General features: G+C 63.3%; 23 protein-coding genes and 1 tRNA gene. 11 read left to right on the top strand and 13 right to left on the bottom strand.

What is annotated here, in order from left to right; all coding sequences use genetic code 11:
• Window positions 1–12: 12 nt before the first annotated feature.
• Window positions 13–699, bottom strand: coding sequence for a tetratricopeptide repeat protein (locus Q1Y33_RS08995; protein WP_300799412.1), 687 nt, complete (start codon window positions 697–699; stop codon window positions 13–15).
• A gap of 105 nt (window positions 700–804) precedes the next feature.
• Between Q1Y33_RS08995 and recF the strand changes: the two genes are divergently transcribed.
• Together recF and Q1Y33_RS08985 are read left to right on the top strand one after the other, a co-directional pair.
• Window positions 805–2,127 carry a DNA replication and repair protein RecF gene (gene recF, locus Q1Y33_RS08990; protein WP_300799411.1) on the top strand — a complete coding sequence of 441 codons (1,323 nt, stop codon included), beginning with the start codon at window positions 805–807 and terminating at the stop codon, window positions 2,125–2,127.
• Between the two features lie 14 nt (window positions 2,128–2,141).
• Window positions 2,142–2,414 carry a DUF721 domain-containing protein gene (locus Q1Y33_RS08985; RefSeq protein WP_363322811.1) on the top strand — a complete coding sequence of 91 codons (273 nt, stop codon included), beginning with the start codon at window positions 2,142–2,144 and terminating at the stop codon, window positions 2,412–2,414.
• 283 nt (window positions 2,415–2,697) lie between these two features.
• On the opposite strand, the gene Q1Y33_RS08980 is transcribed toward Q1Y33_RS08985, so the two are convergent.
• From Q1Y33_RS08980 to Q1Y33_RS08970, 3 genes are all read right to left on the bottom strand, one after another.
• A complete protein-coding gene (locus Q1Y33_RS08980; RefSeq protein ID WP_300799407.1) occupies window positions 2,698–3,900 on the bottom strand; it encodes an OmpA family protein in 1,203 nt (400 codons plus the stop codon).
• A 168-nt stretch (window positions 3,901–4,068) separates the two neighbouring features.
• Window positions 4,069–6,621 (bottom strand): adenosylcobalamin-dependent ribonucleoside-diphosphate reductase, encoded by a 2,553-nt coding sequence (locus Q1Y33_RS08975; protein ID WP_300799405.1) that lies wholly within the window; start codon window positions 6,619–6,621, stop codon window positions 4,069–4,071.
• 176 nt (window positions 6,622–6,797) lie between these two features.
• Entirely contained in the window at window positions 6,798–7,172 is a 375-nt protein-coding gene (locus Q1Y33_RS08970; protein WP_295907256.1) for a RidA family protein, read from the bottom strand.
• A 119-nt stretch (window positions 7,173–7,291) separates the two neighbouring features.
• Here Q1Y33_RS08970 and Q1Y33_RS08965 point away from each other — a divergent pair, with 119 nt between their 5' ends.
• The gene (locus tag Q1Y33_RS08965) at window positions 7,292–7,735 is read left to right on the top strand and encodes an META domain-containing protein (protein WP_300799403.1); all 444 of its coding nucleotides are present in this window, start codon (window positions 7,292–7,294) and stop codon (window positions 7,733–7,735) included.
• 63 nt (window positions 7,736–7,798) lie between these two features.
• Here the strand turns inward: Q1Y33_RS08965 and Q1Y33_RS08960 are convergent, their stop codons facing one another.
• Window positions 7,799–8,545 carry a hypothetical protein gene (locus tag Q1Y33_RS08960; RefSeq protein WP_300799401.1) on the bottom strand — a complete coding sequence of 249 codons (747 nt, stop codon included), beginning with the start codon at window positions 8,543–8,545 and terminating at the stop codon, window positions 7,799–7,801.
• A gap of 130 nt (window positions 8,546–8,675) precedes the next feature.
• Between Q1Y33_RS08960 and Q1Y33_RS08955 the strand changes: the two genes are divergently transcribed.
• On the top strand, window positions 8,676–9,248 hold the full coding sequence (locus Q1Y33_RS08955; protein WP_300799399.1) for a sigma-70 family RNA polymerase sigma factor: 573 nt from the start codon (window positions 8,676–8,678) through the stop codon (window positions 9,246–9,248).
• Window positions 9,245–10,786 carry an energy transducer TonB gene (locus tag Q1Y33_RS08950; protein WP_300799397.1) on the top strand — a complete coding sequence of 514 codons (1,542 nt, stop codon included), beginning with the start codon at window positions 9,245–9,247 and terminating at the stop codon, window positions 10,784–10,786. The genes Q1Y33_RS08955 and Q1Y33_RS08950 overlap by 4 nt, the downstream gene beginning before the upstream one ends.
• Before the next feature lie 301 nt (window positions 10,787–11,087).
• Here the strand turns inward: Q1Y33_RS08950 and Q1Y33_RS08945 are convergent, their stop codons facing one another.
• The 5 genes from Q1Y33_RS08945 to Q1Y33_RS08925 all read right to left on the bottom strand — a co-directional run bounded on the left by Q1Y33_RS08945 (window position 11,088) and on the right by Q1Y33_RS08925 (window position 17,177).
• The gene (locus tag Q1Y33_RS08945) at window positions 11,088–12,086 is read right to left on the bottom strand and encodes a malate dehydrogenase (protein WP_300799395.1); all 999 of its coding nucleotides are present in this window, start codon (window positions 12,084–12,086) and stop codon (window positions 11,088–11,090) included.
• 35 nt (window positions 12,087–12,121) lie between these two features.
• A complete protein-coding gene (gene recR / locus Q1Y33_RS08940) occupies window positions 12,122–12,718 on the bottom strand; it encodes a recombination mediator RecR (protein ID WP_300799394.1) in 597 nt (198 codons plus the stop codon).
• Window positions 12,719–12,793: 75 nt separating this feature from the next.
• A complete protein-coding gene (locus tag Q1Y33_RS08935; protein ID WP_300799392.1) occupies window positions 12,794–13,621 on the bottom strand; it encodes a tetratricopeptide repeat protein in 828 nt (275 codons plus the stop codon).
• 4 nt (window positions 13,622–13,625) lie between these two features.
• The gene (locus Q1Y33_RS08930; RefSeq protein WP_300799390.1) at window positions 13,626–15,515 is read right to left on the bottom strand and encodes a BatD family protein; all 1,890 of its coding nucleotides are present in this window, start codon (window positions 15,513–15,515) and stop codon (window positions 13,626–13,628) included.
• A 48-nt stretch (window positions 15,516–15,563) separates the two neighbouring features.
• The gene (locus Q1Y33_RS08925) at window positions 15,564–17,177 is read right to left on the bottom strand and encodes a fumarate hydratase (RefSeq protein WP_300799389.1); all 1,614 of its coding nucleotides are present in this window, start codon (window positions 17,175–17,177) and stop codon (window positions 15,564–15,566) included.
• A 188-nt stretch (window positions 17,178–17,365) separates the two neighbouring features.
• Here Q1Y33_RS08925 and Q1Y33_RS08920 point away from each other — a divergent pair, with 188 nt between their 5' ends.
• The gene (locus Q1Y33_RS08920; protein ID WP_300799388.1) at window positions 17,366–18,367 is read left to right on the top strand and encodes a class II fructose-bisphosphate aldolase; all 1,002 of its coding nucleotides are present in this window, start codon (window positions 17,366–17,368) and stop codon (window positions 18,365–18,367) included.
• A 174-nt stretch (window positions 18,368–18,541) separates the two neighbouring features.
• On the opposite strand, the gene Q1Y33_RS08915 is transcribed toward Q1Y33_RS08920, so the two are convergent.
• The 3 genes from Q1Y33_RS08915 to Q1Y33_RS08905 form a co-directional block, all read right to left on the bottom strand.
• Window positions 18,542–19,504: an alpha/beta hydrolase gene (locus Q1Y33_RS08915; protein WP_300799387.1), complete on the bottom strand. Its 963-nt coding sequence runs from the start codon at window positions 19,502–19,504 to the stop codon at window positions 18,542–18,544.
• 93 nt (window positions 19,505–19,597) lie between these two features.
• Window positions 19,598–19,957, bottom strand: coding sequence for a cupin domain-containing protein (locus Q1Y33_RS08910; protein ID WP_300799386.1), 360 nt, complete (start codon window positions 19,955–19,957; stop codon window positions 19,598–19,600).
• Between the two features lie 9 nt (window positions 19,958–19,966).
• Window positions 19,967–20,914 (bottom strand): NAD-dependent epimerase/dehydratase family protein, encoded by a 948-nt coding sequence (locus tag Q1Y33_RS08905; protein ID WP_300799385.1) that lies wholly within the window; start codon window positions 20,912–20,914, stop codon window positions 19,967–19,969.
• 113 nt (window positions 20,915–21,027) lie between these two features.
• On the opposite strand from Q1Y33_RS08905, the gene Q1Y33_RS08900 reads away from it, so the two are divergent.
• From Q1Y33_RS08900 to Q1Y33_RS08880, 5 genes are all read left to right on the top strand, one after another.
• Window positions 21,028–21,099: transfer RNA gene (locus Q1Y33_RS08900), tRNA-Thr, on the top strand.
• Window positions 21,100–21,713: 614 nt separating this feature from the next.
• Window positions 21,714–22,559 (top strand): prephenate dehydratase domain-containing protein, encoded by an 846-nt coding sequence (locus Q1Y33_RS08895; protein WP_300799384.1) that lies wholly within the window; start codon window positions 21,714–21,716, stop codon window positions 22,557–22,559.
• Between the two features lie 47 nt (window positions 22,560–22,606).
• Window positions 22,607–23,698: a bifunctional 3-deoxy-7-phosphoheptulonate synthase/chorismate mutase type II gene (locus Q1Y33_RS08890; RefSeq protein ID WP_300799383.1), complete on the top strand. Its 1,092-nt coding sequence runs from the start codon at window positions 22,607–22,609 to the stop codon at window positions 23,696–23,698.
• Between the two features lie 248 nt (window positions 23,699–23,946).
• Window positions 23,947–24,627 carry a response regulator transcription factor gene (locus Q1Y33_RS08885; protein WP_300799382.1) on the top strand — a complete coding sequence of 227 codons (681 nt, stop codon included), beginning with the start codon at window positions 23,947–23,949 and terminating at the stop codon, window positions 24,625–24,627.
• The gene (locus Q1Y33_RS08880; RefSeq protein ID WP_300799381.1) at window positions 24,605–26,083 is read left to right on the top strand and encodes a HAMP domain-containing sensor histidine kinase; all 1,479 of its coding nucleotides are present in this window, start codon (window positions 24,605–24,607) and stop codon (window positions 26,081–26,083) included. The genes Q1Y33_RS08885 and Q1Y33_RS08880 overlap by 23 nt, the downstream gene beginning before the upstream one ends.
• The last annotated feature ends 7 nt before the right edge of the window (window positions 26,084–26,090 follow it).

Raw genomic sequence — 26,090 nt, 5'->3', positions numbered from 1 at the left:
CGTCGGATTTATCTATTTCTGCACGCTGCCCAGCAGCTTCTCGGCCTCGCGGGCATCCATCGAGGCGGGATACGACGTGAGGATGCGCTGGTAGAACTCGGCAGCACGTTCCGCATTGCCTTGAGCCTGCTCGGCGAGACCCGCCTTGCGCAGGTACTGCGGAGCCGTCAGGTTGTTGTCGGCAGCCGCTACGGCCTTCTCGTAGAACTTCACGGCAGCGGCGTAGTTGCCCTGCTCGACGGCCACGTCACCCTGCAGTCCGTAGTTCTGGGCATTGACCAGCGCGCCCGGAACACCCTTCACGGTGGAGTACATTGCCAGATACTTGGCGGCATTCTCCAGGTCGCCCTGACGCAGGTAGCAGATGCCGGCGTAGTGCTTCGCAAGGTTGCCCGAAGGGGTCGAGCCGTACTTCTCGATCACGTCGAGGAATCCGGCACCGTTCTCGTCGCCCACGAGCGCCAGTTCGAAGTCGGGCGTCGTAGCCTCGAAACGGTACTGCGCCTCGGCGATCATCTCGGCGGCCTTCTCCGCACGGGGCTGCACGATCAGCGACCGGTAGCCGAAGATGAGGGCTGCCAGGATCAGCAGAGCGAGGAAAATGTATCCGATCTTACGACCGTTCTCCTCGAAAAAAAACTCCGTCTTGTTCATTGCTTCGCCGAGACTCTCCTGCCCGGCGACTTGCTCCTTTGCCATATGAATTGTCGTGTTTTTAGTTTATGTTCCGTAAGATAGTTTGCAAAGATACAAAACTATTCAGAATGTACAATGCAGTGTCCGGATTTTTTGTACCTTTGTCATATGTATCTGGAGAAAATCTCGCTGCTCAATTTCAAAAACATCGCCCAGGAGGAGCTCGCCTTCTGCCCGGGCATCAACTGCCTGGTGGGTGACAACGGCGCCGGCAAAACCAATGTCGTCGATGCCGTCCACTACCTGTCGATGTGCAAGTCGTCGCTTCAGATGACCGACGGGCAGAGCATCCGCCACGGCGCCGACTTCTTCCTCGTCGAGGGACGCTACACCTCCGATGGGGGACGGCACGAGCAGGTCGTCTGCACCTTCTCGCGCAAGGGCGGCAAGGTGCTCAAACGCAACGGCAAGGAGTACGAACGGCTGGCGGACCACGTGGGGCTGATTCCGGCGGTGATCGTCTCCCCGGCGGACAGCGCCCTGATCAGCGACGCGGCCGACGAACGGCGCCGCTACCTCAACGCCTTCATCTCGCAGCTGGACCGCAAATACCTGTCGGCGCTGATGCGCTACAACGCCGTGCTGGCCGAGCGCAACCGCCTGCTCAAGATGCAGCCCGACGAGACGATGCTGGCGATCTACGACCGGCAGCTCGTCGAACACGGCAACCGCATCCATGCGCGCCGCCGGGAGTTTGCCGCGCGGCTGCAGCCCCTTGTTGCGGAGTACTACCGCCGGCTGTCGGACGACCGCGAGCAGGTCGAACTGCTCTACAAGTCGGAATTGAACGAACGGCCGTTCGAGGAGGTGCTGCGCGACGCACGGCAAAAGGACCTCGTGAACGAATTTACCACGGCGGGCATCCACCGCGACGACCTGACGCTGCGCATCGGCGGCTACCCCCTGCGCAAATACGGATCGCAGGGGCAGCAGAAATCCTTTCTCATCGCGCTGAAACTGGCCCAGTACGCCATTGTGGCGGCCGAAAAGGGCGAACGGCCGATCCTGCTGCTGGACGATCTTTTCGACAAGCTGGATGCCGGGCGCGTCGAGCAGCTGATCCGGCTCGTCTCGGACGACGCCTTCGGGCAGATTTTCATCACCGACTGCAACCCTACGCGCCTGCGGAGGATTCTCGACCGTGCAGGCGGCAACTACCATCTTTTTACGGTCGCAAACGGCGCAATCACGGGTCACACGGAGCCGGGAGGAGCACGCACCGGAGCGACGACCGCCGCAGAGAGTCCCGAAACCGACACACCCGCCGCAGCCGATGCTGCCGGGTGTGACACCAACGGTCGCTCCGTCATCGACGCCGACCACCCCGGCATCACGACCGGGGCCGAAAGCTCCGAACACGACAGCGCAACACACGCCGCCACCGAAACGCACGAAAGACTGTCCGATATCCAAAAGGGAGCAGAGGCATGAGACGGACCCGAACCATGATGATGGGTGAACTGCTCGACGAGTTCTTCAAGCGCCCCTACGTCGCCGCCAAAGTGGCCGAAGGGCGTCTGCCCGACACCTGGCGCGAGATCGTCGGGGCACAGGCTGCGGCCGACACCACAGAGCTGCGGCTCGAACGGCACATCCTCCATGTCCGCATCCGTTCGAGCATCCTGCGCTCGGAACTCTTCTACCAGCGGGAGGCCCTCAAGGAGGAAATCAACCGCCGTTCGGGAGTACAATTAGTCAATGCCGTCATTATCCGCTGACGACAAGCAGCAGTTTTCCGGCCAATCGGAAAGCAGTCCGCCCATCGTTTCCGGCAGGGGCATTATCGCGGCTTGAAAATTCTGTCAGCCAGCATATTATCTATTCCTCGCCATAGCCTTCCGTATCCATTCAGGCAATCGGTTCACGAAGCTCGAAACGCCAAACCAAGCAACCCAACCGGAACATAAAAAAGGACCTGCTTCTGCAGGTCCTTTTCCATTCCACTTGCGGCACACCGGCTTGGCCGGATCCGCTTTGTCCCCTTCGGGAATCTCAAGACGCTTACTTGATGATTACCGCGCGGTTTGCCTTCTGAACTGCCGGGAACGGGCCGTCCTCATTGCCCTTACCCTGGTAGGTCAGCTGGTCGGGGTTCACACCGCACTTCACGAGGTACTCGTATACGTGCTTGGCTCGGTTCTCGGCCACACGCTTGTTGCCTGCAGGCGTACCGGTCTGCTGGTCGGCATGTCCTTCGATCGTGTAGACGCGATCCTTCGGGCCGCTCTTGATGAGGTCGGCCATCAGGTCCAGACGGGTCTTCTCCTTGGCCGTGAGCTTCGACATGCTGTAGTCGTAGAGGATAACCGATGCCGGCGATGCGGCCTTCACGCTCTCAACCTCGGCAACAGCCTTCGCAGCCTCGACCTTGGCAGCCGCAGCAGCGCTCTTCTCGGCCTCGGCGGCAGCCTTCGCAGCCTTCAGCTCCTTGTTCAGGCGGGCATTCTCGACAAGCGAAGCCTCCAAAGCCGCATTGCTGTCAGCCACGGCATCCTGGAAGGCCTGGATGTCCTTCGGCGTATAGCCTGCCACACCGCGCTGGAAAGTCCGGTTGTTGAAACGGTAGGTTACACCGGCCGTTGCACTCAGTCCGAACAGGTATTCACCGTTCGTGCGGGCGGGGCAGAGACGCGACGTTACAATAAAACCTTTCAGTTCCAGATTGATGTCAATCGACGGCGACACGCGGAACTTGTTGATCAAACCGGCCGTGAAGGCGAAGTTGTTGCGTGCGCCCGAGTGGCTGTCCGCCTGGCTGTCGTCCGTGAAGTTCGATGCCATGTAGCCCATACCTACGAACGGCACGGCATAGTAGGCACGATCGTCACGGTAACCGCCCACCCAGTTCGAGAAGTTGACCAACAGGTCGCCGTGAGCGAACATGTAAGGCCACGACAGTTTCCCGAGCGTGGGATCGAAGTTCTTGAACTTGCCGCCCTGCAACTGGCCGCGCAGTCCGACTACGGGATGGATCCACTTCGTCAGCGAGAGGTTGCCCTCGAAGCCGATCCGTTCACTCCGGGCACCCATATTTCCGCCATTCGTCAATGCCGTACCGACACCCACACCTGCGGAAATCTCCCAGTTATCCCAGAATCCATTGGTCACGAAGCCCGAGAAACTCGGTTTCTTGGGCATATCCTCGGCCCAGACCGCAGACGATGCGAAGGCTACGAGGACGAATGTAAAGAATAATTTTTTCATAAGCGTTTTCAATATGCACAGAGGCGATCCTACATATTCGTTGGTAAAGATAATTCTTTTTCAGCAAATACCATTCATTTTTTGAAAAAAAATCACAAATCAGTCAAAAAAAGACCTGAAACGCACCGTCCAGGTCCTTTTTTGGGGTCGAAAAACGGCATCCGGAGGTCATCCGCACTTCGAATAGCCGCAGGACATGCAGGTCAGACACCCGTTCTGGTAGGCCATGTTCTCCTGCCCGCAGCTCGGACATTTGCCCTTGGATTTCGTGCCGTCGACGATATACTGCTTCAGCGCCCGGCAGACACCCGTCTTCCAGGTATTGATCGACTCGCTGTCCAGATGCAGCGACTCGATGAGCGAAACGGTCTTCTCGATGGGCATGCCGTGGCGCAATACGCCCGAGATGAGCTTGGCATAGTTCCAGAACTCCTCGTTGAACAGACGCGAGATGCCGCCGATCGTGTTCGTATAGCCGTAGCGGTCCGTATACTGGAAGTCGTAGCGCTTCGAGCCGTCCTCCTCGCGGACCTTGATGATGTAACCCTTGGTGATCTTGCGCGGGATGTACATGGCATCCTCCTCGATCTTACCCGTGAAAATCTCATAGGGACGTCCGTCCTGCAATCCCACGAAGGCGATCCAGTCCTCGGCGCCGTTCTTGAAACGCACGATGTCGGCCGGGATCGAACGCGGGCGCTTGGCCACCTGTCCGGGATGCTCCTCGCACTTTTTGCCCTTCTTCGTGTTCTTGTCGAGCAGCACGCCGTCGCGGCAGCCGTCGCGATAGACCGTCACACCCTTGCAACCGCACTCCCACGCCGTGCGGTAGACCTCCGCAACGAGCGCCTCCGAGACGTTGTTGGGCAGATTGACCGTCACCGAGATCGAGTGGTCGACCCACTTCTGGATCGCCCCCTGCATCTTGACCTTCGCCACCCAGTCGATGTCGTTGGCCGTCGCCTTGTAGTAGGGCGAGGCGGCCACCCAGCGGTCGAGCTCCGCATCGGAGATCGTCGCCAGCTTCGACGTGTCGTATCCGTTTGCCTCCAGCCACTTGACGAAGTTGTGGTGGTAGACGTTGTACTCCTGGAACTTTTCGCCCGTTTCGTCCTCATAATCGACATGCGTGTCGTGGTCCGAGGGGTTGATCTTGCGGCGGCGCTTGTAGACCGTGCGGAAGACCGGCTCGATGCCCGACGTGGTCTGCGACATGAGCGACGTCGTACCCGTCGGGGCGATCGTCAGCATGGCGATGTTGCGGCGGCCCGACTTCACCATCTCCTCGTAAAGGGCCGGATCGGCCTCGCGGATGCGGGCGATCATCGGGTTGTCGGCCTCCTTCGCGGCATCGTAAACCGGGAAGGCCCCGCGCTCGGCAGCCATCTTCACCGAGGCACCGTAGGCCGCCAACGCCAGCGTCTTCTGCACCTCGACCGTGAAGTCAATCGCCTCGTCGGAACCGTAGCGCAGCCCCAGCGCCGCGAGCATGTCGCCCTCGGCCGTGATGCCGAGGCCCGTGCGGCGGCCCTTCTGCGCCATCGTGCGGATCTTCTTCCACAGTTCGAGCTCCACGCGGCGCACGTCCTCGTCCTCGGGATCGGCCTCGATCTTGGCGATGATCTGCTCGACCTTCTCCAACTCGAGGTCGATGATGTCGTCCATCATGTGCATGGCATAACCCACGTGTTCGCGGAACCTGTCGAAGTTGAACTTCGCCGTCGGCTTGAAGGGGTCGTCCACATAACTGAAGAGGTTGAGCGCCAAGAGGCGGCACGAGTCGTAGGGGCAGAGCGGAATCTCGCCGCAGGGGTTCGTCGAGACGGTCACGAAGCCCTCGTCGGCATAGCAGTCGGGCACGCTCTCGCGGATGATCGTATCCCAGAAGAGCACGCCGGGCTCGGCCGACTTCCACGCATTGTGGATGATCTTCTCCCAGAGCTTCTTCGCGTCGATGTTCTGCTCGTATTTCGGATGGTCGGACTTGATCGGGAACTGCTGGTGGTAGCTGCGGCCCTCGATCGCCGCACGCATGAACTCGTCGTCGATCTTGATCGAGACGTTCGCGCCCGTCACCTTGCCCGTGTCGACCTTCGCGTCGATGAAGCGCTCGGCATCGGGATGCTTGATCGAGAGCGTGAGCATCAGGGCGCCGCGGCGTCCGTCCTGCGCCACCTCGCGCGTCGAGTTCGAGTAGCGCTCCATGAAGGGGACGATACCCGTCGACGTGAGGGCCGAGTTGAGCACGGGGCTGCCCGTGGGGCGGATGTGCGAGAGGTCATGCCCCACGCCGCCGCGCCGCTTCATGAGCTGCACCTGCTCCTCGTCCATGCGGAAGATGCCGCCGTAGGAGTCGGCCGGGTGCTTGTGCCCGATGACGAAGCAGTTGGAGAGCGACGCCACCTGGAAGTTGTTGCCGATACCGGTCATCGGGCCGCCCTGCGGGATGACGTACCGGAAATGGTCGAGCAGATGGAACACCTGCTCGCGGCTCATCGGCGAGGGGTACTTCTGCTCGATGCGTTCGATCTCCGCGGCGATGCGTTCGTGCATCTCGCGGGGTGTCTTTTCATAAATGTTCCCGAAGGAGTCCTTCAGGGCATACTTGCTGACCCACACCGTAGCGGCCAGGTCGTCGCCGTCGAAATAGGCCTTCGACGCGGCGACCGCCTCGTTGTAATCGACCTTCTGCGGCGTGTCCGTCTTGATAGCTTTTGACATCGTATTGGTATTTTTCTCCATCCAACCTTTTCATCCGACAGGCAGAGCCTGTCTTACAAAATTGGTTCTTTTCCGTGAATAAAACCAGCGCGGCGCGCTGATTTTATCGACAAATTATCTACAAAAGACAAAAAGGGCGCATTTGTTCCACCCAAATGCACCTTTTGCCGCCGGGGCTATTTGACGGCCACGGCGTCAATCTCGACGAGGGCGCCCATGGGCAGGGCGGCCACCTCAAAGCAGATGCGTGCGGGCATCTCCGAGGTGAAGTACCCGGCATAGACGGCATTCATGGCGGCGAAGTCGCCGATCGACTGCAACAGCACGGTGGTCTTCACGACGTTCGAATAGTCGTAACCGGCCTCGCGGAGGATGTGGCCGAGGTTGTCGAGCGACTGGCGCGTCTGCGCCTCGATGCCTTCGGCCATCTTGCCCGTAGCGCCGTCGACGGGCAGCTGTCCGGAGATGTAGAGTGCGCCGCCGGCCTCCACGGCCTGCGAATAGGGACCCACAGCCTTCGGGGCCAGCGGGGATGCGATGATCTTTTTCATGAGATTCCTATTTTTATATATGTATGTTTCGTTCGGGAGTCCGTCGCCGGAGCAACGATCGAACAAAGATACGATTTATTCCCTATATTTGCAGCACAACCCGAGAAGAAAAACACACGATGAAACGACTGCCGAGATTCACCCTCCTCACGCTGCTTGCGGCCCTGGTCGTAAGTTGCTGCCCCTGCCGCTCTTACCAGAAACGCACGCGCCGGCCGCTGGTCGGCACCGAGTGGCAGCTCATCCAGCTCGGAGGGCGCACGATCCGCCCGGCCGAGGGGAGCTTCACCGTCACGTTCCTCGTCGAGGGGAACCGCCTTACGGGCGTCGGAGCCTGCAACCGCCTCGCGGCCACCTACTCGACCGACGAGCGCCGCGCCCTGCACATAGATCCCGTGGCCTCGACGCGCATGGCCTGCCCCGAAGGCTCCGACGAAGAGGCCTTCATCGAGGCGCTGGAGGCCACGACCCACTACGACATGGACGGGCCGCTGCTCCTGCTGCTTGCCGACGGCGAGCTGCGCGCCGTACTGCAGGCGCTGCCTGCCGCCCCGGCACAATAGGCAAAGCGGCGGAATCCCCCGAGAGGATTCCGCCGTTCGCTTTTCCGCCAAAGGGACCGCCCGTCACGGCTCCGGCACGCCGTAGCGTTCGCGCAACGCCGCTTCCCAAAGCTCCCGGCGCATGCGGCAGAGCGCGTCAAACTCCACGTCGAGCCGTGCGATCTCCGGGCAACGGTTCCGCAGCATGGTGTACACCATCGAAATTTTCCGGAAGAGCGGATCGGTCGGCAGCACCCGCCCCGCAGCCGCATGGCTCTCGACCAGGTAGCGCAGAACGGCCATGTTGCGCTGCCGCTTGGCCTCGTTCATCCGCTCCCAGGCCGGCACGTAGTCCGGATTGTTCCGGCGCAGGCGGTCGTAGAGCAGGTTGTAGCGCATCCTATTCTCCGCCTGCCGGTCGCGGTCCGACACCCCCTTCAGCGCCACATACTCCTGATGGATCGCCTCGTATTCGGGATCGGTGCGCAGCACCTCCGTATAGGCTTCGGCCGCGGCGGTATAGCGGCAGCCCAGCGTATCGATCGCCGGGACGGTATCGCGCAGCCGCTCGTAGTCCAGCCCGGGATAGTCCATCACGTCGGGCGTAATCCGCCCCTGCTCGGCATAGTCGAGGTAGGTGTTCCACATCAGTCGGTTACGGGTCAGCTCCACCTGTCGGATCGCCTCGTCGAGCCGTGCGATGCGGCGGTCGGTCGCCTCCCGTGCGGAGGGTTCATCTGAGGCCGGAGCTCCTCCGGCGGGTTGTGCCGCGGCGCAGGTTGCCGCGACCAGCAGGGCGGCAAGGATCGAATTTTTCAGAAAAGGTCTCATGAATGCCATTTTTTTTCGGTTGAACGTGTGTATTTTCAGCAACTGTTGCATCCATAAGATGCGACGACGGCAGAAAATACACAAACCGTCCGAAAAAAAACGATAACTTTACTGTTCGATACCTCCCGCCATGCGAACCGCCGAACATACCGAACCCCTTGCAAGCGACGACGAGCTGCTGGCCCGCTACCGCGCCGACGGCCGTCCGGAACACCTCGCCACGCTCTACCTCCGCTACACGGAGCTGGTCTACGGCGTGGCGCTGCGCTACCTGCGCAACCGGGCCGATGCCGAGGATGCCGTCATGCAGCTCTTCGAGGAGCTGATCGTGAAGGTCGCCCGCCAGCCGATCCGCAACTTCCGCGGCTGGCTCCACACCGTCGCGCGCAACCTCTGCCTCATGCGGCTGCGCGAGGCCGGGAAGATGCCGCCCGCAGAGCTGCCGCGCGAACTGGGCGACGACGGCGACTTTGCCGCCCTGCTCGCCGACGGCAACCGCCGGCAGCAGATCGCCGAGGCCCTTGCGGGATGTCTGGAGCAGCTGCCCGAGACGCAGCGGCAGTCGATCCGGCTCTTCTTCTTCGACGACTGCTCCTATGCCGACATCGCCGCCGCGACGTCGTGGCACCTGAAGAGCATCCGAAGCTACATCCAAAACGGCAAGCGCAACCTGAAAAACTGTCTCCGAAACAAACTGCCATGAAACCGACCGACTACCTGACAAGCGACCGCCGGGGGCGCGACGCGCACGACCTGGAACTGGAGGTGCAGTGCGACCCCTTCGTTGCGGAGGCCCTGCAGGGGCTGGAAGAGACGCCCGGCGACCACCGTGCAGCGATCGAATCGCTGCGGCTCCGCATCGCCGAACGGGCGGCCCGCGAAGCGCGCAGACGCCGCCTGCGCCGCATCCGGCAACGCACGGCCGCGGCAGCCGCCGTGCTGCTCCTCCTGACGGCCGGAATCATGACCTGGCACCGGGCCCCCGTCGGCGAGCTCCCGCCCGCCGTGCAGCTTGCCGACGGCACCCTGCCGCCCGCCGCCGGGACCGAAACCGCGCCGTCATCCCCCTCGCCCGGCCCCAAAGCCGGGCCATCGGATCCCTCGTCCCGCCCCGGGACCGATCCCTCCGGCGCAACCGTCGGCAACGATTCGACCACCGCCGACAAACAGGCCGGAGAGCAGCCCGCCACCGGGACCCGCCCCGCCGGCCACACATCCGCCGGGCAGGCAGCCACCGACGGCCGGACCCAGCTCCGGACACACCGCGACCCGCAGCAGCAGGACCTGCCCGACGATACCGACGCATACCCCGAACATCCCGCTCCCGACGCCCTCTCCACAGATGAGTCCAACCATATTGTCGTCACGGGCTACGGCAGCGTACAAAAGGCACCGTACACCGGCTCTGCCGAAACGGCCGGTACATCAAACTCCGCCATGGACCTAACGAAACCGGGTGACAATCCCACGGGCCTTGCCCCGGACGCCCCCACAGCGGAGGAGATTGAGCACATCGTCGTCACGGCCTACGGCGTCGGACACAAGGCACCGTACACCGGCTCTGCCGAACGGGTCGAAACATCGTTCCTCTTCATGGACGATGCGGAACCCGAGGCGCCGGAAAAGCCCGACGGAAGCACCACCGAAAGAGGTGCAAAGGTGACAACGAAGGTCTTTGCCGAGGAGCTCGTCTGGGAGGAGGACGGCAACCGCACCCGTCCGGACTTCAATCTTTTCGAAGAACCCGGGCCGGACGGCACCTACCTTGCCCCGCAGATCATGCCCCTGTTCCGGGAGGGGGACATCTACTACAAGGAGTTCCGCCAATGGGTACAGGCCCGGGTCCGGACCCCGAGACGGCTGTGCAGGGATACCACCTGGCAGATCATGCGGGTCATCACCTCGTTCGTAATCGACTCCACGGGACGTCTCACCAGGCCATACATCCTCCATAGCCCAGACAGCCAGCTTTCGCGCCGGGCGCTCCGCATCCTGAAAAAGTCCCCGCGCTGGACACCCGGACGCCAAGCAGGCAAACACGTCCCGGTCAAGTTCACCCTGCCGGTCGATTTCCACAACCCCAACTACCGGCCCGGGGAATCGGACCGGAAACAGCCGGCCGCAACACACCCCGCCCGGAAACGCCCCGCCGCAACGCAGCCCGCGGAGAAGCAGCCCGCGGAGAAGCGTCCCACGGAGAAGCGTCCCACGGAGGAGCAACCCGAACGCGGGCAGCGGTAAGGCGGCACCCGCCGTGCCCCGCTCCCCCGCCACCGGAGCATCCCCGCCACCGGAGCAAACCCGCCCGCCCCGGGCCGCAAACCGTCGGAGCACGACAACAGGACCGCCCCGGGTCACACCTCGCGGCTCCGAATCGCCCGCACCGGACAGCAACCCGGCAAAACACGGCAACAGGACCGCACCGGGTCACACTTCCCGGCTCCGAATCGCCCGCCCCGGGCCGCACGCCCCTTCCGCCGACAAAAAAGCCCTCCTCCCCGCGCGGGGAAGAGGGCTTCGTCGTTGTCGGATGGCTATCCGACTACTTGAGGTTCGGGTTCAGCACGCCCCACTGGTCGATAGCGGGAAGCACACCCATGGCGATCACCTCGTCACGCAGCTTGCAGAGGTGCTCGTAGCTCTCGCGGAGCTTTGCGTGCTCCTCGGGCGTACCCTTCACGTCCTTGTAGCGGACACCCTCCTTCGTGATCTCGGTCTCCATGGCCATGAGGATGTGGTTGAACTCCCCGTTGTGCACATACGTGCCGGCCGGATACTCGAAGGCCTTGCCACCCATGGCGGCGGCGATCATGCAGATCGAAACGTAGGCCGGGCTCTGGAACGACGAACGGCCGCGCAGGTCGATGATGTGCTTGCCGCCCTGGATCACACGCTGCTGCAGCGCATGCCAGTCCTCCTCGGGCATCTGCGTGCCGATGAGCTCCGAGAGGGGCTTGCCGGCAACCATCGTCGTCGAGGCGAAGACGGCCATCTGCTCGCCGTGGCCGCCGTAGGTGCGGCAGTTGCGCACCTCGTCGGGCGAAATCTTGAAGTACTTGGCCAGCTCCGAGCGCAGACGCGTCGAGTCGAGGGCTGCGAGGGTCGTCACCTGCGACGGCTTCAGGCCGCTGTAGATCAGCGTAATGAGACCCGTAATGTCGGCCGGGTTGAAGATCACCACCACGTGCTTCACGTCGGGGCAGTACTCCTTGAGGTTCTTGCCGAAATCCTCGGCGATCTGTGCGTTGCCCTTGAGCAGGTCCTCGCGCGTCATGCCGGCCTTGCGGGCGGCACCGCCCGACGATACGACGTAGGCGGCACCCGTCAGCGCCTCCTTGATGTCGGTCGTCCAGGTGATGTTCACACCCTCGAAGGCGCAGTGGTACAACTCCTCGGCCACGCCCTCGAGCGCCGGGCCGAACGGGTCGTAAAGGCAGATGTTGGGCGTCAGGTGCATCATCAGCGCCGTCTGGGCCATGTTCGAGCCGATCATGCCCGCGGCACCTACGATCGTCAGTTTTTCGTTTGTCAGAAATTCCATAATCCTTTGTTTTTAATGGTTCTTGTTCACTTTGTTCATTCTATCTCGCGGCGGTTCAGCAGCGCGTGCGTGATCGTCAGCTCGTCGACATACTCCAGTTCGTCGCCGAAGCCGATGCCGCGGGCTATCGCCGTCACCTTCAGCCCGGGGAACTGTCTCAAACGGTTCATCAGGTAGAAGAGCGTCGTCTCCCCCTCGACCGAGGTCGAGATGGCGAGGATCACCTCCCGCACGCCGCCCGCAGCGATGCGTTCGCACAGCAGGTCGATCTTCAGGTCCGAGGGCGAGATGCCCTGCATGGGCGAGATCACTCCTCCCAGCACGTGGTAGACACCGCGGTACTGGCGCGTATTCTCGATCGAGAGAACATCGGCCACCTGTTCCACGACACAGATCGTGCCGTGGTCGCGCTCCCGGTCAGCGCAGATCGGACAGATCTCCTCGTCCGAGAGGTTGTTGCAGCGCGCGCAGTACTTCACCTCGTTGCGGAAGCGGTCGATGCTGCGCGTCATTTCGGCCACCGACTCCGGCTCCATGCGCAGCAGGTGGATAGCCAGGCGCAGCGCCGTGCGCCGCCCGATGCCCGGGAGTTTCGACAGCTCCCCGACCGCATCCTGAAGAAGTTTCGACAAAGCCCTGTTCCGTATTAAATCATTCGGATGCCGCCGGCCGCCGCGCCACCGCAAGGTCAGCCGCACCCCAATTCGTCATATCACCTCGATCATCCGGCTCTCGAGCCACCCCTTCTTGCCGTCGGCAATCGTGATCTCGCACCAGTTGTCCAACCGCCCGGTGATCTCCACAAGCGTCCCCTCGTGCAGCACGAAGAGGTCCGTCGCCGACTTGTCGGGCGAGCTCTTCACGGCGGCCGAGACGCTCATCACCACGGCCTGCGTATCGTCGAGCATCTCGCGCCGCTCGCCCAGGGCGAACCACGTGGTCACCATGAAGAGCACGGCGGCCGCCAGCGTCCCGTAGAACCCGGCCTTGCGCAGCGAGAGCCGCGGCGCCAGCAGGTAGAGCAGGAAGAGCGCCAGCGCACACGCCAGCACGACGAGCGACAGCACGCTCCACGCCGTGCAGCTCATCGAATGGCGCACGGCACGCACCCAGCCCACGAGGAAAAACTCGGGAATCTGCTCGATGGTGTCCTTCGTGCGGGCTTCGGCGACGCTCAGACTGTAGCGGATGTCGTCGTTGCCCGGAGCGAGCCGCAGCGCCCGGCGGTAAAAGAGGATGGCCCGGCCCGTCTGCCCCTCCTTGAAGCAGGCGTTGGCCAGGTTGTAGTAGAGTTTCACGGACGCGAGGCCGCGGCCGAGAATCTGCTCGTAGATTTCGACGGCCCCGCGATAGTCGCCGTTGACATAGGCCGTGTTGGCCCGGTCCCACAAGGCATCGGCGGAGACGTCGCCCGACGGCACGGCCTGTGCCGCAGGCTGCACCGCGGCCTCCGCGGTGAGGCTGTCGGCCGGCTCCTGCGCACGGAGGGCCGCAAAGCCCAGCAGCAGGATCAGAGTCAGAACGTATCGCTTCATAAGACTATCGTTTTATTACCGCTTCGATGCGCGAGATCAGGTCCACACCCTCGGAGTAGACATCGCTCATGCGGGCCGAGGCCGCGGGCGAATACTGCGCCTCGTCGCACTGCGTGATGATCGCCGTGAAACGCTGCGCGTCCTCGGCCGAGACGCCGCGCTTGTGCAGCTCCTCGCGGACGCTCTCCTTCGTGAGGTTCGCCACCGGGATGTTGAACTTGTCGCCCATGTAGCCCCACAGCGCCCGGAGCATCTCCTCGTAGAAGGCATGGCGGTTCTGCTCCTCCATGTACCCGCGGGCGGCGCGGAAACGCTGCACGGCCACCTTGTTGGCCCGCCGTCCGCGCACGAGGGCGACATTCTGCGACTCGCGAATGCGCTTGCGCAGGGCCGCATAGAGGGCGCCGAAGCCGACGAGGATCGCCGCCAGCAACGCCCAGTAGGCCCCGCTGAAGAGGAACGGCACGCTCCGCCCGCGCAGCTGCGCATTGCCCAGCTTGATGAAGCGGATGTCCTGCCCGAGCAACTTGACCTCCTCCTTCGACATGCCGCGGCCCTGCAGGACCACGGACCCGTCGCTGCCGCCGCGCGTGTCGGGCGTGACCTCGAGCGTCAGCGGACGCGACGAGAGCGTCACGTACTGCATGCGGGCCGGATCGAAGTAGCTGAACTCGATCGGCGCCACGTCGTAGGTCCCCTCGGCCCGGGCGATGAACGGGTATTCGAACTGCCGGTATCCGGAGATGCCGGCACTCGAGGCGTTGATCGACTCGGTGGTCTTGACATTGTACTGCTCGAACGAACCGGGCAGGTTGAGTTTCGGCGCCTGCACGAAGGTGAGGTTGCCCGTACCGGAAATCTTCACCGTGCAGGTGGCACCCGAATTGGCGGCGAGACGCCCTTCGGGCAGCTGTGCATCCATCGTGAAGCTGCCCACGGCGCCGCTGAAGCTGGCCGGAGCACCGGCCGGCAGCGGCTTGACCTGGACCGTCACGCGCTGGCTCTTCACCTCGCGCGGCACGTTGTAGACCTCGCGGCCGCTGCCGAAGAAGGGATCGATGTTGCGGCGGCTCTGCACGACAACCTGTGCCAGGGCCGTCATCTCCATCGGATCGATGGTCAGCGTGCCGGCCTGCTGCGGGTAGAGCAGGTATTCGCACACCACATGCGTCTCGTAGACCTTGCCGTTGAATGTCTCGCGCCCCTGCCGGGCCGTCGTGCTGTTCGAGGAGAGGTCCTGCGACCAGAAGCCGTTGAACGACGGCATCGAGCCGACACTCACGTCGACCACCGGCACCCGCGTATAGAGCTTGAAGGCCACGTGCAGCGGCTCGTTCTTGTAGACCGACGTGCGCGACACGACCGCCCGCAGCAGGATGTCCTGCTTGCCGATGCGGCCCTGCGCCTCGCTCTGCGAGCGGGCCTCGTCACTGCGCTCCGCCTGCGTACCCGACTGCCCGGACTGCGGGGACTGCCGCTGCTGCGCCGCCGTCCCCTCGTCGACGATCTCGACCGGCAGCGGATCGGTCCGGTAGACCGTACCGTCCACGGCGACCTCCGCCGCACCGATCGTAACGTTGCCCGCGGCCTGCGGCAGCAGGACGAACGTATAGGTGACGCTGACGCTCCGCGTCATCGAGCCGTTAACGATCTGCACCGAAGAGCCTGTCGACAGGACAGGGCCGGCCAGCACGTCGAAGCCCTCGAACGACGGCGCCTTGAAGGTGTCGTCGTCCGGCGAGGCGTTCAGCGAGAACTCCACACGGAAAGCCTCCCCCACGGAGACCGTCAGCGGCGACGATGCCTCGAAGCTTACCTTCCCGGCACCCCACGCCGTCGTGACGACCAGCAGGAGAAGCCCCGTCAGGGATATTTTCGACAAAAAATCTCTCATTGCGTCAATAAAATCTCTGTCAGATTTTACAACGTCCCGCAACCGGTTTTAGTGTTTGAAATCCGCGAAAAAATCGTTGCCCTTGTCATCGACGATGATGAAGGCGGGGAAGTTCTCGACATAGATCTTGCGCACGGCCTCCATGCCCAGCTCGGGGAAGTCCACGACCTCGACCGACTTGATCGAGTTCTTGGCCAGGATGGCCGCCGGGCCGCCGATCGAACCGAGGTAGAAACCGCCGTTGGCCTTGCAGGCGTCGGTCACGGCCTGCGAGCGGTTGCCCTTGGCCACCATTACCATCGAGCCGCCGTGCTTCTGAAAGAGGTCCACGTAGGGGTCCATGCGGCCGGCCGTCGTCGGGCCGAACGATCCCGAAGCCATGCCCTGCGGCGTCTTGGCCGGGCCGGCATAGTAGACCGGGTGCTTCTTGAAGTACTCCGGCATGGGCTTGCCCTCGTCGAGCATCTGCTTGATGCGGGCGTGTGCGATGTCACGCGCTACAATAAGCGTACCCTTCAGGTTCAGGCGCGTCTTGATGGGGTATTTCGTCAGAATCTCGCGCACCTTGTCCATGCCCTCGTCGAGATCGATGTTCACGGCGGGCGACATGGCGGGCGCCTCGGCCGGGAGGAAGCGGGCGGGATTCTTCTCCAGCTCCTCGAGGAAGATGCCCTCGGGCGTGATTTTGGCCTTGATGTTGCGGTCGGCCGAGCAGCTCACGCCGATGGCCACGGGGCACGAGGCCGCATGGCGCGGGGCGCGGATCACGCGCACGTCGTGCACGAGGTACTTGCCGCCGAACTGGGCGCCGACGCCGCTCTCGCGGCAGATTTTGAGGACCTTCTCCTCCCACTCCAGATCGCGGAAGCAGCGGCCGCCCTCGTTGCCCGACGTGGGCAGCTCGTCGAGGTAGCCGGCCGACGCCTTCTTGACCGTCGACAGGCACATCTCGGCCGACGTGCCGCCGATGCAGAGGGCCAGGTGGTAGGGCGGGCAGGCCGACGTGCCGAGGTCGAAGATATGCTGCTGGATGAACTTCGTGAGCGACTCCTCGTTCAGGAGCGCCTTGGTCTGCTGGTAGAGGAAGGTCTTGTTGGCCGATCCGCCGCCCTTGGTGATGAAGAGGAACTCGTACTCCATGCCGGGCTTGCCGCCGTAGATGTCGATCTGCGCCGGGAGGTTCGTGCCGGAGTTCTTCTCGTCGGTCATCGTGAAGGGGACGACCTGCGAATAGCGCAGGTTGCGCTCCTTGTAGGTCTCGTAGACGCCGCGGGCGATCAGGGCCGCGTCGTCGGCACCCGTGTAGACATCCTCGCCCTTGTGTGCGATGCAGATGGCCGTACCGGTGTCCTGGCAGGTGGGCAGCTCGCCCTCGGCGGCCACGCACTGGTTGAGCAGCATCGTGTAGGCCACGAACTTGTCGTTGTCGGTGGCTTCGGGGTCGTCGAGGATGTTGCGCAGCTTCTGCAGGTGGGAGGCGCGCAGGTAGAACGACACGTCGCTGTAGGCGGCCTTCGAAAGCAGCTCGAGGCCTGCGGGGTCGACCTTGAGAATCTTGCGGCCGTCGCACTCCACGACCTTCACGTAATCCTTCGTCAAAAGACGGTACTGCGTTTTGTCCTCCCCGACGGGAAACGGCTCCTGATAGATGAAATCTGCCATGGTCTTATGTTTTTATGTTTGTTTGTGTTCGATGGTAAATCCTTGCAAAAATACAAAAAACAATCCGTATTGCACAACTATTTTCCCATCTCTGTTATTTTTTTCACAAAAAGCGGTGTTATTAATATTTTTTAATTAAATTTGTGCGGTTTTTGAGAGCAACAATTCACTGCATAAATTAAAAGACTATGGTATCCTACAAAGATCTCGGTCTGGTGAACACCCGTGAGATGTTCGCCAAGGCAATCAAGGGAGGTTATGCCGTTCCGGCATTCAACTTCAACAACATGGAGCAGCTGCAGGCCATCATCCAGGCTGCCGCCGAAACCAAGTCGCCGGTTATCCTCCAGGTGTCGAAGGGCGCCCGCAACTACGCCAACCAGACGCTGCTGCGCTACATGGCCGAAGGCGCCGTGGAGTACGCCAAGGAGCTGGGTTGGGCAAAGCCCCAGATCGTGCTGCACCTCGACCACGGAGATTCGTTCGAGCTGTGCAAGAGCTGTGTCGACATGGGTTTCTCGTCGGTGATGATCGACGGTTCGGCGCTGCCCTATGACGAGAACGTCGCTCTGACGAAGAAGGTCGTCGAGTATGCCCACCAGTACGACGTGACCGTCGAGGGCGAGCTGGGCGTGCTGGCCGGCGTCGAGGACGAGGTGGCCGCCGAGGAGAGCCACTACACCAAACCCGAGGAGGTTGTCGACTTCGTGACGAAGACCGGCGTGGATTCGCTGGCCATCTCGATCGGCACGTCGCACGGTGCCTACAAGTTCACGCCCGAGCAGTGCACCGTCGACCCGAAGACGGGCCGTCTGGTTCCGCCCCCTCTGGCATTCGACGTGCTGGCAGCCATCGAGAAGGAGCTTCCGGGCTTCCCCATCGTGCTGCACGGATCGTCGTCGGTACCCCAGGAGGAGGTCGACACGATCAACAAGTACGGCGGTGCGCTGAAGGCTGCCGTAGGTATTCCCGAGGAGGAGCTGCGTCAGGCCGCCAAGAGCGCCGTCTGCAAGATCAACATCGACTCCGACTCGCGTCTGGCCATGACGGCCGCCATCCGCGAGGTCTTCGCCACGAAGCCCGCGGAGTTCGACCCGCGCAAGTACCTGGGTCCGGCACGTGACAACATGAAGAAGCTCTACGTGCACAAGATCAAGGAGGTGCTCGGTTCGGACGGCAAGGCCGAATAAGCCCTGCGCCCGACAGCGCAAAGAGAAACCCGGAGGTTCGCACGAACCTCCGGGTTTTTTATTACATGCAACCGGCTCCGAACGTCCGGCCGTCACTCGGACGCGCCGTCCCGGCTCCCGGGAGCGCCGACCTCGACCCGGAAGCGGCACTCCGATCCGCCGTCCAGCACACATCTATTTCTCCTGCTCCTCCGGAATGTATTTTCCGACAAACTCGCCGACGCGCCGCGTATACTCGGCGCGGTTGTCCCGGTACGAGAGGGCATGCGCCGCACCCGGCACCACCCACAGCTCCTTTTCGCCCGGCTTCGCCTCGTAGAGCGGATAGACCATTGCGGTCGGCACGTAATCGTCGGCATCGCCGTGGATGAAGAGCATCGGCCGGTCGCACCGCGCCACCTGTCTGAGGGCCGAGGCCTCGCCGAAGGTCCAGCCGTACTTCAGGCCGCACAGCCAGCTCGCCACGTCGAGCAGCGGGAAGGCCGGCAGCCCGAACTGCCCGCGCAGCTCCTTGGCAAACTGGTCGCGCACGCTCGTGTAGCCGCAATCCTCGACAAAGCACTTCACGTAGGGGGGCAGCTCCTCGCCCGAGACCATCATCGTCGTCGCGGCACCCATCGAGATGCCGTGCACGACCTGCCGCGTGTGGCCGCCGAAGAGGCTGTCGGCGATCTCCATCCAGCGCAGCACGTCGAGGCGGTCCTTCCACCCCATCTGGATGGCGCGGCCCTCGCTGCGGCCGTGGTAATAGAGATCGGGCAGCAGGATGTTGTAACCGAGGTCGTGGTTGTAGAGGTAGCCGATCATGAGCATCCGCACGGCATTGTCCGTGTAGCCGTGGACGATCACCGCAGTGCGGTCCGTGGGGTGCGGCGCCGCGGCGTAAAGCGCGTGCAGCCGCACGCCGTCCGCACGGCGGATCACCGTGTCGTGCAGCGCCCCCGTGCGTTCGAGCGAGTCGACCCAGGGACGCAGGAACGGGTATTCGGCATACATATATTCATACGAAGCCGCATTCTTGGCCTCCATCGTCCGCTCGGGGCGGAGCGAATAGGAGAGCAGGTAGAGACTGCCGCCCGCGACGGCGACAACGACAACGACGAGCGCAACCAGCAGTGCGCGAAAGAGTTTTTTCATACGTTCCTTATTGGGCGGGGCGGCCCCGCAAAGGGTCCGTCCCCGAATCAGCATTTCGTCGGAGTGCACGCCGGGCATCCGCCCCGCATCTGGTCACTCGGCCACCGAGAGCGGCGCATCCTCCGCGCCGACGTAGCACATGACCAGCTCGGCGGGCTCGTCGCCCCGGTTTTCGCCATAGTGCAAAGTTCCTACCATTTCGATGATCCCCTCGCCGGCGCGGAAGGTACGCTCCGTGCCGTCCTCCGCCACGACGGTCAGCGCGCCGCGCAGCAGAACCCCGGCGTTGAGCACCGGATGGCGGTGACGCGCCAGCCGTGCATGCGGCGGGACGACGATCCGCAGCAATGTGACGAAGGGCCGCTCCGCCCGGCAGGCGGGAAGCGGCTCTCCGTTCCAGCTCGACGACGAAGCGGCCAGCCGCTCGACCGTCGGTTTCAGTTTCCGATCCACGCTGCGGGGCTATTTCGCCAGCTTCGTGCGGATGTGCGCGAGCATGTCGTCGGTCATGCGCGAGAGGTCCCACTCGGGTTTCCAGCCCCACTCCTCGCGGGCGCAGGTGTCGTCGAGCGAATTGGGCCAGCTCTCGGCAATCTCCTTCTTCACGGGGTCGATGTCGTAGTCCATCGTGAAGTCGGGCAGCCGCTTGCGGATTTCGGCATAGATGATTTCGGGCGTGAAGCTCATCGAGGCGATGTTGAAGCTGTTGCGGTGCACGAGCTTCGCGGGGTCGGCCTCCATCAGCTCGACGCACGCGCGCAGCGCATCGGGCATGTAAATCATGTCCATGTAGACGTCCCGGGGCACGGGGCAGGTGAAACGTCCGCTGCGGATTGCCTCGTAATAGATTTCGACGGCGTAGTCGGTCGTGCCGCCGCCCGGGAGCGTGACGTTCGATATGATGCCCGGGAAGCGCACCGAACGGGTGTCGACGCCGTATTTGTGGTGGTAGTAGTTGCCGAGCAGCTCACCCGTGACCTTGCAGATGCCGTAGATCGTCGTCGGCTGCATGATTGTGTCCTGCGGGGTCTTGTCCTTGGGCGACGAGGGTCCGAAGGCGCCGATCGACGACGGGGTGAAGAGGGCGCAGTGGTGCTGGCGGGCCACCTCCAGCGAATTGTTCAGCGCACCCATGTTGACGTTCCACGCCATCTGGGGGTTGCGCTCGCCCACGGCCGAGAGCAGCGCCACGAGGTTGAAGATCGTATCCACGTGGTAGCGGGCCACGACCGAAGCCATGGCCGTGGCGTCGAGGGCGTTGAGCACCTCGAACGGGCCGTCTTCGCCCAATGCGCGGCACTCGCGCATGTCTGTGGCGACGACATTGTGGTTTCCGTAAATCTTGCGCAGATAGACTGTCAACTCGGAACCGATCTGCCCTCCGGCTCCTACGATCAAGATGCGTTTCATAAGATTTTTATTATAATCCGGAAGTAAAGATAGAAAAAAATCGGGAAAATCGTGCTTTTTTTTGGTCTTTTCATTTTTCTTGTGTACTTTTGCACCACTCGAATGAGGGAAATGCTGTCTTAGCTCAGTGGTAGAGCACTTCCTTGGTAAGGAAGAGGTCGTGAGTTCAAGTCTCATAGACAGCTCGAAGCGAATGCCGCCTTGATGGGCGGCATTTTTCGTATCGGGCCCGCCGGGGCGCCTCTTCCGTCGGAGGGGTTCCTGCGGCAACGTCCTCAAGCCGCCGGGCCCCTCCTCTTTTTTACAGGCGTCCCGTTCGGAGAAAGGGATTGCGGACATCCGAAACAAAAAAGCGTCCCGGATTTTGGATTGGCGGAATATTTCACTACATTTGCATAAGAAAAAACGCGCCACCCGGGCCCGAAACAGGCAGGAGGGCCCGTAACCAGACAGGAGGGGCCGTAACCAGGCAGGAGGGCCCGTAACCAGGCAGGAGGGCCCGTAACCAGGCAGGAGGGCCCGTAACCAGACAGGAGGGGCCGTAACCAGACAGGAGGGGCCGTAACCAGACAGAGGGAAAACGCGGAAAGCAGAGAGCCGAAGGGCAGAGGGAAGACGCGGAAAGCAAGACCATGAAGGCATACTCGTTTGCATATTCGTTTTTTTACTTTTTCTTTTGCGAAGGAAAGAGCGGGACGGTGTGCATCTGATCGCAGGACGACAGCATAAACAGAAACCACGAAAATCCCGCTCCGCCGAGCGGGATTTTTCATTTGACACGAAAACCAAACGACAACCCATGATACGGATAGCCATACAGGGCATTGCGGGATGTTTCCACGAGACGGCCGCCCGGAACCACTTTCCGGGCGAGGAGCTGCAGGTCGTCCCCTGCCCGAGTTTCGACGCACTCTTCGCCCGCATGGAGACCGACCCCGACCTGCTGGGCATCGCCGCCATCGAGAACACCATCGCCGGGAGCCTGCTGCCCAACCACGAGCTGCTGCGCCGCAGCCACGCCACGGTCATCGGCGAGGAGAAGCTCCGCATCTCGCACGTCGCGGCCGCCCTGCCGGGGCAGTCGATGGGCGACATCCGCGAGGTGCACTCCCACCCCATCGCCCTGATGCAGTGCGGCGACTTCCTGAAGGCGCATCCCGCCCTGAAGGTCGTCGAGCGCGACGACACGGCGGGCAGCGCCCGCGAGATTGCAGAAACCGGTGCGCAGGGCGTCGCGGCGATCTGCGGCGCCGACGCCGCACGGATGTACGGCCTCACGATCCTCGAGCACGGCATCGAGACCAACAGGCACAACTTCACGCGCTTCCTCGTGCTCGCCGACCGCACGCGCGCCGCGGCGTTCCCGCAGCAGGGGCCAATCGACAAGGCGTCGCTGCTCTTCGCACTGCCCCATACGCGTGGAAGCCTCTCGAAGGTGCTCACCGTGCTGGCCTTCTACGACATCAACCTCACGAAAATACAGTCGCTGCCCGTCATCGGGCGCGAGTGGGAGTACCTCTTCTACGTCGACGTCGCCTTCGACGACGCGGAGCGTTACCGGCAGGCCATCAGCGCCGCACGGCCGCTGACGAGCGACTTCCGCATCCTGGGCGAGTACGCCGCCTGCCCGACCCCCGACTTGTAAAACCGCCATCCGACCCCAAAAAACAAACCGATAAAAATCCTACCGCCATGAACGATCTCAAACCGATACTTTTCCCCTGCATGGACCCCCGGCGCCCGCTCCTCATCGCCGGGCCGTGCAGCGCCGAAACCGAGGAGCAGGTGCTCCGCACGGCCCGCGCCCTGGCCGCCGAGGGCGTGCACATCTACCGCGCCGGGCTGTGGAAACCCCGCACCAAGCCCGGAGGCTTCGAGGGCGTGGGCGCCGAAGGACTGGCGTGGCTGCGCCGCGTGAAGCAGCAGACGGGCATGTACACCGCCACGGAGGTCGCCACACACGAGCATGTCACCGCGGCGCTGGCCGGCGGCGTCGACCTGCTCTGGATCGGCGCCCGCACCGCCGCCAATCCCTTCGCCATGCAGGAGATCGCCGACTCGCTGCGCGGGCGGGACGTGCCCGTGCTGGTCAAGAACCCCGTCAGCCCCGACCTCGAGCTGTGGATCGGCGCCGTGCAGCGCATCTACAACGCCGGTATCCGCCGCCTCGGCGTCATCCACCGCGGCTTCACCTCGATCGACCGGAGCCTCTACCGCAACCACCCCATGTGGGCCATCCCCATCGAGCTGCACCGCCGCCTGCCGCAGCTGCCGATCTTCTGCGATCCGAGCCACATCGGCGGCAAGCGCGAGCTGATCGCTCCGCTCTCGCAGCAGGCCATGGACCTCGGCTTCGACGGGCTGGTGATCGAGGCCCACTGCGACCCCGACTGCGCCTGGAGCGACAAGGCGCAGCAGATCACCCCCGAAACCCTGGCATACATCTGCCGCAACCTCGTAATCCGCGAAATGACCACCACGACCGAAAGCCTCAACGAACTGCGGGCCGAGATCGACAAGATCGACGACGAACTGCTCGACCTGCTTACCCGCCGCATGCGCGTCTCGCGCGACATCGGACAGTACAAGAAGGAGCACGACATGCCGGTGCTCCAAGCGCAGCGCTACGAAGAGCTGCTGGAGCGCCGTGCGGCACAGGCCGTCGAGCTGGGCATGGACCGCGAATTCATGCGCACGGTCTACCAGGCGATCCACGAGGAGTCGGTGCGCCAGCAGATGGAGGTGCTCGGCACGCCGACCGGCCCGGAGCCCTCCCGGGAGTGAATCCGGGCAGGCGACCCGCGGAGGAGCATCCGGAAGGATCGACCGACAACGGGGCCGGACACGGCAGCGGGCAGGTGACAGCCCCGGCTGCCGCTGCGCGGGGCGGCGGCCCGGATGCCGCGATGCGGAAACGGCCCCGGGAGCGACCCCGGCGGGCGGTGCATGTTACATTTCGGTTAATTCCTTGCGCCGGACGTGTAACAATCGGGATTCTTGCGTACTTTTGGTCCGGATTCAAACCCGAAGCTATGGCAAAATACAAGATTCTGGTCGTCGACGACGAGAAGTCGCTGTGCGAAATCCTGCAGTTCAACCTCGAGGTCGAGGGATACGAGGTCGACGTGGCCTACAGCGCCGAACAGGCGCTCGAGATGCACCCCGAACGCTATTCGCTCCTTCTGCTCGACGTCATGATGGGCGAGATGAGCGGCTTCCGCATGGCGCAGCTCCTCAAGTCGAAGCCCGAGACGGCGAAGGTCCCCGTGATCTTCTGCACGGCGAAGGATACCGAGGACGACACCGTGGCGGGGCTCAACCTCGGGGCCGACGACTACATCGCCAAGCCCTTCTCGATCCGCGAGGTGCTGGCCCGCGTGCGCAGCGTCCTGCGCCGCACGGCCGGAGCGCACGAAGAGGAGGAGACCGTGGCGTTCGAGGGCCTCGCGCTCGACCTGCGCAGCAAGCGCTGCACGCTCGACGGCGAGCCGCTCGCACTGACCAAAAAGGAGTTCGAAATCCTGGCCCTGCTGCTCGCGCACCGCGGCACGATCTTCTCGCGCGAGGAGATTCTTCACCGCGTGTGGAGCGACGAGGTGATCGTCCTGGACCGTACCATCGACGTCAACATCACACGCCTGCGCCGCAAGATCGGACCCTACGGCGAACACATCGTCACACGGCTTGGCTATGGCTACGGCTTTGAGGAGTAGGCTCTCCTACCACCGGCGGCTCTTCCTGCTGCTCGTCACCTTCTCGTGGGTGCTGACCGCCTGCTTCATCCTCTTCCAGTACGGCCGCGAAAGGCACTTCAAGGCCGAGCGGCTCGACGCCCGGCTGCAGCTCTTCAACCTCCGGATGCTCGACGCCCTCGACGAAGGCATCGCCCCGGCGACGTTCATCGCCCGCGGCAACGAACCCTTCGGCGACCTGCGCGTCACGCTCATCGACCTCTCGGGCCGCGTGCTCTTCGACACGTCGCTCGACACGCTCACGGCCGCCAACCACCTCGACCGCCCCGAAATCGCCGGAGCGCTGGCCCGCGGCACCGGCTACACGATCCGCCGCCACTCGGCAAGCACCGACCGCAACTACTTCTACTCGGCCATGCGCGGCGAGCGCTGCATCGTCCGCTCGGCCGTGCCCTATTCGGTGACGCTGCGCGAGGTGCTCGCCGCCGACCGCGAGTTCCTCTGGTTCATGCTGGCCATCACGCTGCTGATGAGCATCGCGGCCTACTTCGCCACGCGGCGCCTCGGCCACAACATCACGCGCCTGAACGAATTTGCCGAACGGGCCGAGCGCGGCGAACAGATCGACGTCGAGGAGACCTTCCCGCACGACGAGCTGGGCGACATCTCGAACCACATCGTGCGCCTCTACGCCACGCTGCAGCAGACGGCCGCCGACCGCGACCGCGAGCACGCCCTGGCGCTGCACGAGGAGCAGGAGAAGATCCGCATCAAGAAACAGCTGACCAACAACATCAACCACGAGCTGAAGACCCCCGTGGCGGCGATCCGCGGCTACCTGGAGACGCTGCTCGCCAACCCGGGGCTCGACGCCGCGCGCCGCACGGACTTTCTCGAAAAGAGCGCCGCGCAGGCCGAGCGGCTGCGCCGCCTGCTGGCGGACGTGGGGACCATCACGCGCATGGACGAGGGCAGCGAGCTGATCCGCCGCGAGCCCGTCGTGCTGAACGACCTGATCGCCGACGTCGCGGCCGACATGGAGCTGCGGCCCGCCGAACAGCGGCTGCGCGTCCACGTCGACTTCCCGCACCGCGTGACGGTCGAGGGGAGCCCCTCGCTGCTGGGCTCCGTCTTCCGCAACCTCGCGGACAACGCCGCGGCCTACTCGGGCGGGCGCGACATCTTCATCCGCCTGGAGGACGACAACGACCGGGAGTGCACGATCCTCTTCGCCGACAACGGCATCGGCGTCGACGAGGAGCACCTGCCCCATCTGTTCGAACGCTTCTACCGCATCGACAAGGGTCGCTCGCGCAAGCTGGGCGGCACGGGGCTCGGGCTGGCCATCGTCCGCAACGCCGTGGCGATCCACGGCGGCACGATCTCGGTGCGCAACCGCCGCGAGGGAGGACTGGAATTCCGCTTCACGCTGCGCAAACATTCATCGTCGCGCAACGGTTCCGTAACGGTTTTGTAACATCCGT

It is taken from the genome of uncultured Alistipes sp., assembly GCF_949296715.1.
Taxonomy (GTDB): domain Bacteria; phylum Bacteroidota; class Bacteroidia; order Bacteroidales; family Rikenellaceae; genus Alistipes.
This window is presented reverse-complemented; position numbering and strand designations above follow the sequence as displayed.

Excerpts from the sequence above, each read along its gene's own strand:
- Q1Y33_RS08970 (WP_295907256.1), bottom strand. The coding sequence starts at position 7,172 with ATGAAAAAGATCATCGCATCCCCGCTGGCCCCGAAGGCTGTGGGTCCC.
- Q1Y33_RS08995 (WP_300799412.1), bottom strand. The coding sequence starts at position 699 with ATGGCAAAGGAGCAAGTCGCCGGGCAGGAGAGTCTCGGCGAAGCAATG.
- recF (WP_300799411.1), top strand. The coding sequence starts at position 805 with ATGTATCTGGAGAAAATCTCGCTGCTCAATTTCAAAAACATCGCCCAG.
- Q1Y33_RS08880 (WP_300799381.1), top strand. The coding sequence starts at position 24,605 with ATGGCTACGGCTTTGAGGAGTAGGCTCTCCTACCACCGGCGGCTCTTC.
- Q1Y33_RS08965 (WP_300799403.1), top strand. The coding sequence starts at position 7,292 with ATGAAACGACTGCCGAGATTCACCCTCCTCACGCTGCTTGCGGCCCTG.
- Q1Y33_RS08895 (WP_300799384.1), top strand. The coding sequence starts at position 21,714 with ATGATACGGATAGCCATACAGGGCATTGCGGGATGTTTCCACGAGACG.
- Q1Y33_RS08945 (WP_300799395.1), bottom strand. The coding sequence starts at position 12,086 with ATGGAATTTCTGACAAACGAAAAACTGACGATCGTAGGTGCCGCGGGC.
- Q1Y33_RS08890 (WP_300799383.1), top strand. The coding sequence starts at position 22,607 with ATGAACGATCTCAAACCGATACTTTTCCCCTGCATGGACCCCCGGCGC.
- Q1Y33_RS08925 (WP_300799389.1), bottom strand. The coding sequence starts at position 17,177 with ATGGCAGATTTCATCTATCAGGAGCCGTTTCCCGTCGGGGAGGACAAA.
- Q1Y33_RS08930 (WP_300799390.1), bottom strand. The coding sequence starts at position 15,515 with ATGAGAGATTTTTTGTCGAAAATATCCCTGACGGGGCTTCTCCTGCTG.
- Q1Y33_RS08955 (WP_300799399.1), top strand. The coding sequence starts at position 8,676 with ATGCGAACCGCCGAACATACCGAACCCCTTGCAAGCGACGACGAGCTG.
- Q1Y33_RS08905 (WP_300799385.1), bottom strand. The coding sequence starts at position 20,914 with ATGAAACGCATCTTGATCGTAGGAGCCGGAGGGCAGATCGGTTCCGAG.
- Q1Y33_RS08885 (WP_300799382.1), top strand. The coding sequence starts at position 23,947 with ATGGCAAAATACAAGATTCTGGTCGTCGACGACGAGAAGTCGCTGTGC.
- Q1Y33_RS08985 (WP_363322811.1), top strand. The coding sequence starts at position 2,142 with ATGATGATGGGTGAACTGCTCGACGAGTTCTTCAAGCGCCCCTACGTC.
- Q1Y33_RS08960 (WP_300799401.1), bottom strand. The coding sequence starts at position 8,545 with ATGAGACCTTTTCTGAAAAATTCGATCCTTGCCGCCCTGCTGGTCGCG.
- Q1Y33_RS08920 (WP_300799388.1), top strand. The coding sequence starts at position 17,366 with ATGGTATCCTACAAAGATCTCGGTCTGGTGAACACCCGTGAGATGTTC.
- Q1Y33_RS08935 (WP_300799392.1), bottom strand. The coding sequence starts at position 13,621 with ATGAAGCGATACGTTCTGACTCTGATCCTGCTGCTGGGCTTTGCGGCC.
- Q1Y33_RS08980 (WP_300799407.1), bottom strand. The coding sequence starts at position 3,900 with ATGAAAAAATTATTCTTTACATTCGTCCTCGTAGCCTTCGCATCGTCT.
- Q1Y33_RS08975 (WP_300799405.1), bottom strand. The coding sequence starts at position 6,621 with ATGTCAAAAGCTATCAAGACGGACACGCCGCAGAAGGTCGATTACAAC.
- Q1Y33_RS08950 (WP_300799397.1), top strand. The coding sequence starts at position 9,245 with ATGAAACCGACCGACTACCTGACAAGCGACCGCCGGGGGCGCGACGCG.
- Q1Y33_RS08915 (WP_300799387.1), bottom strand. The coding sequence starts at position 19,504 with ATGAAAAAACTCTTTCGCGCACTGCTGGTTGCGCTCGTCGTTGTCGTT.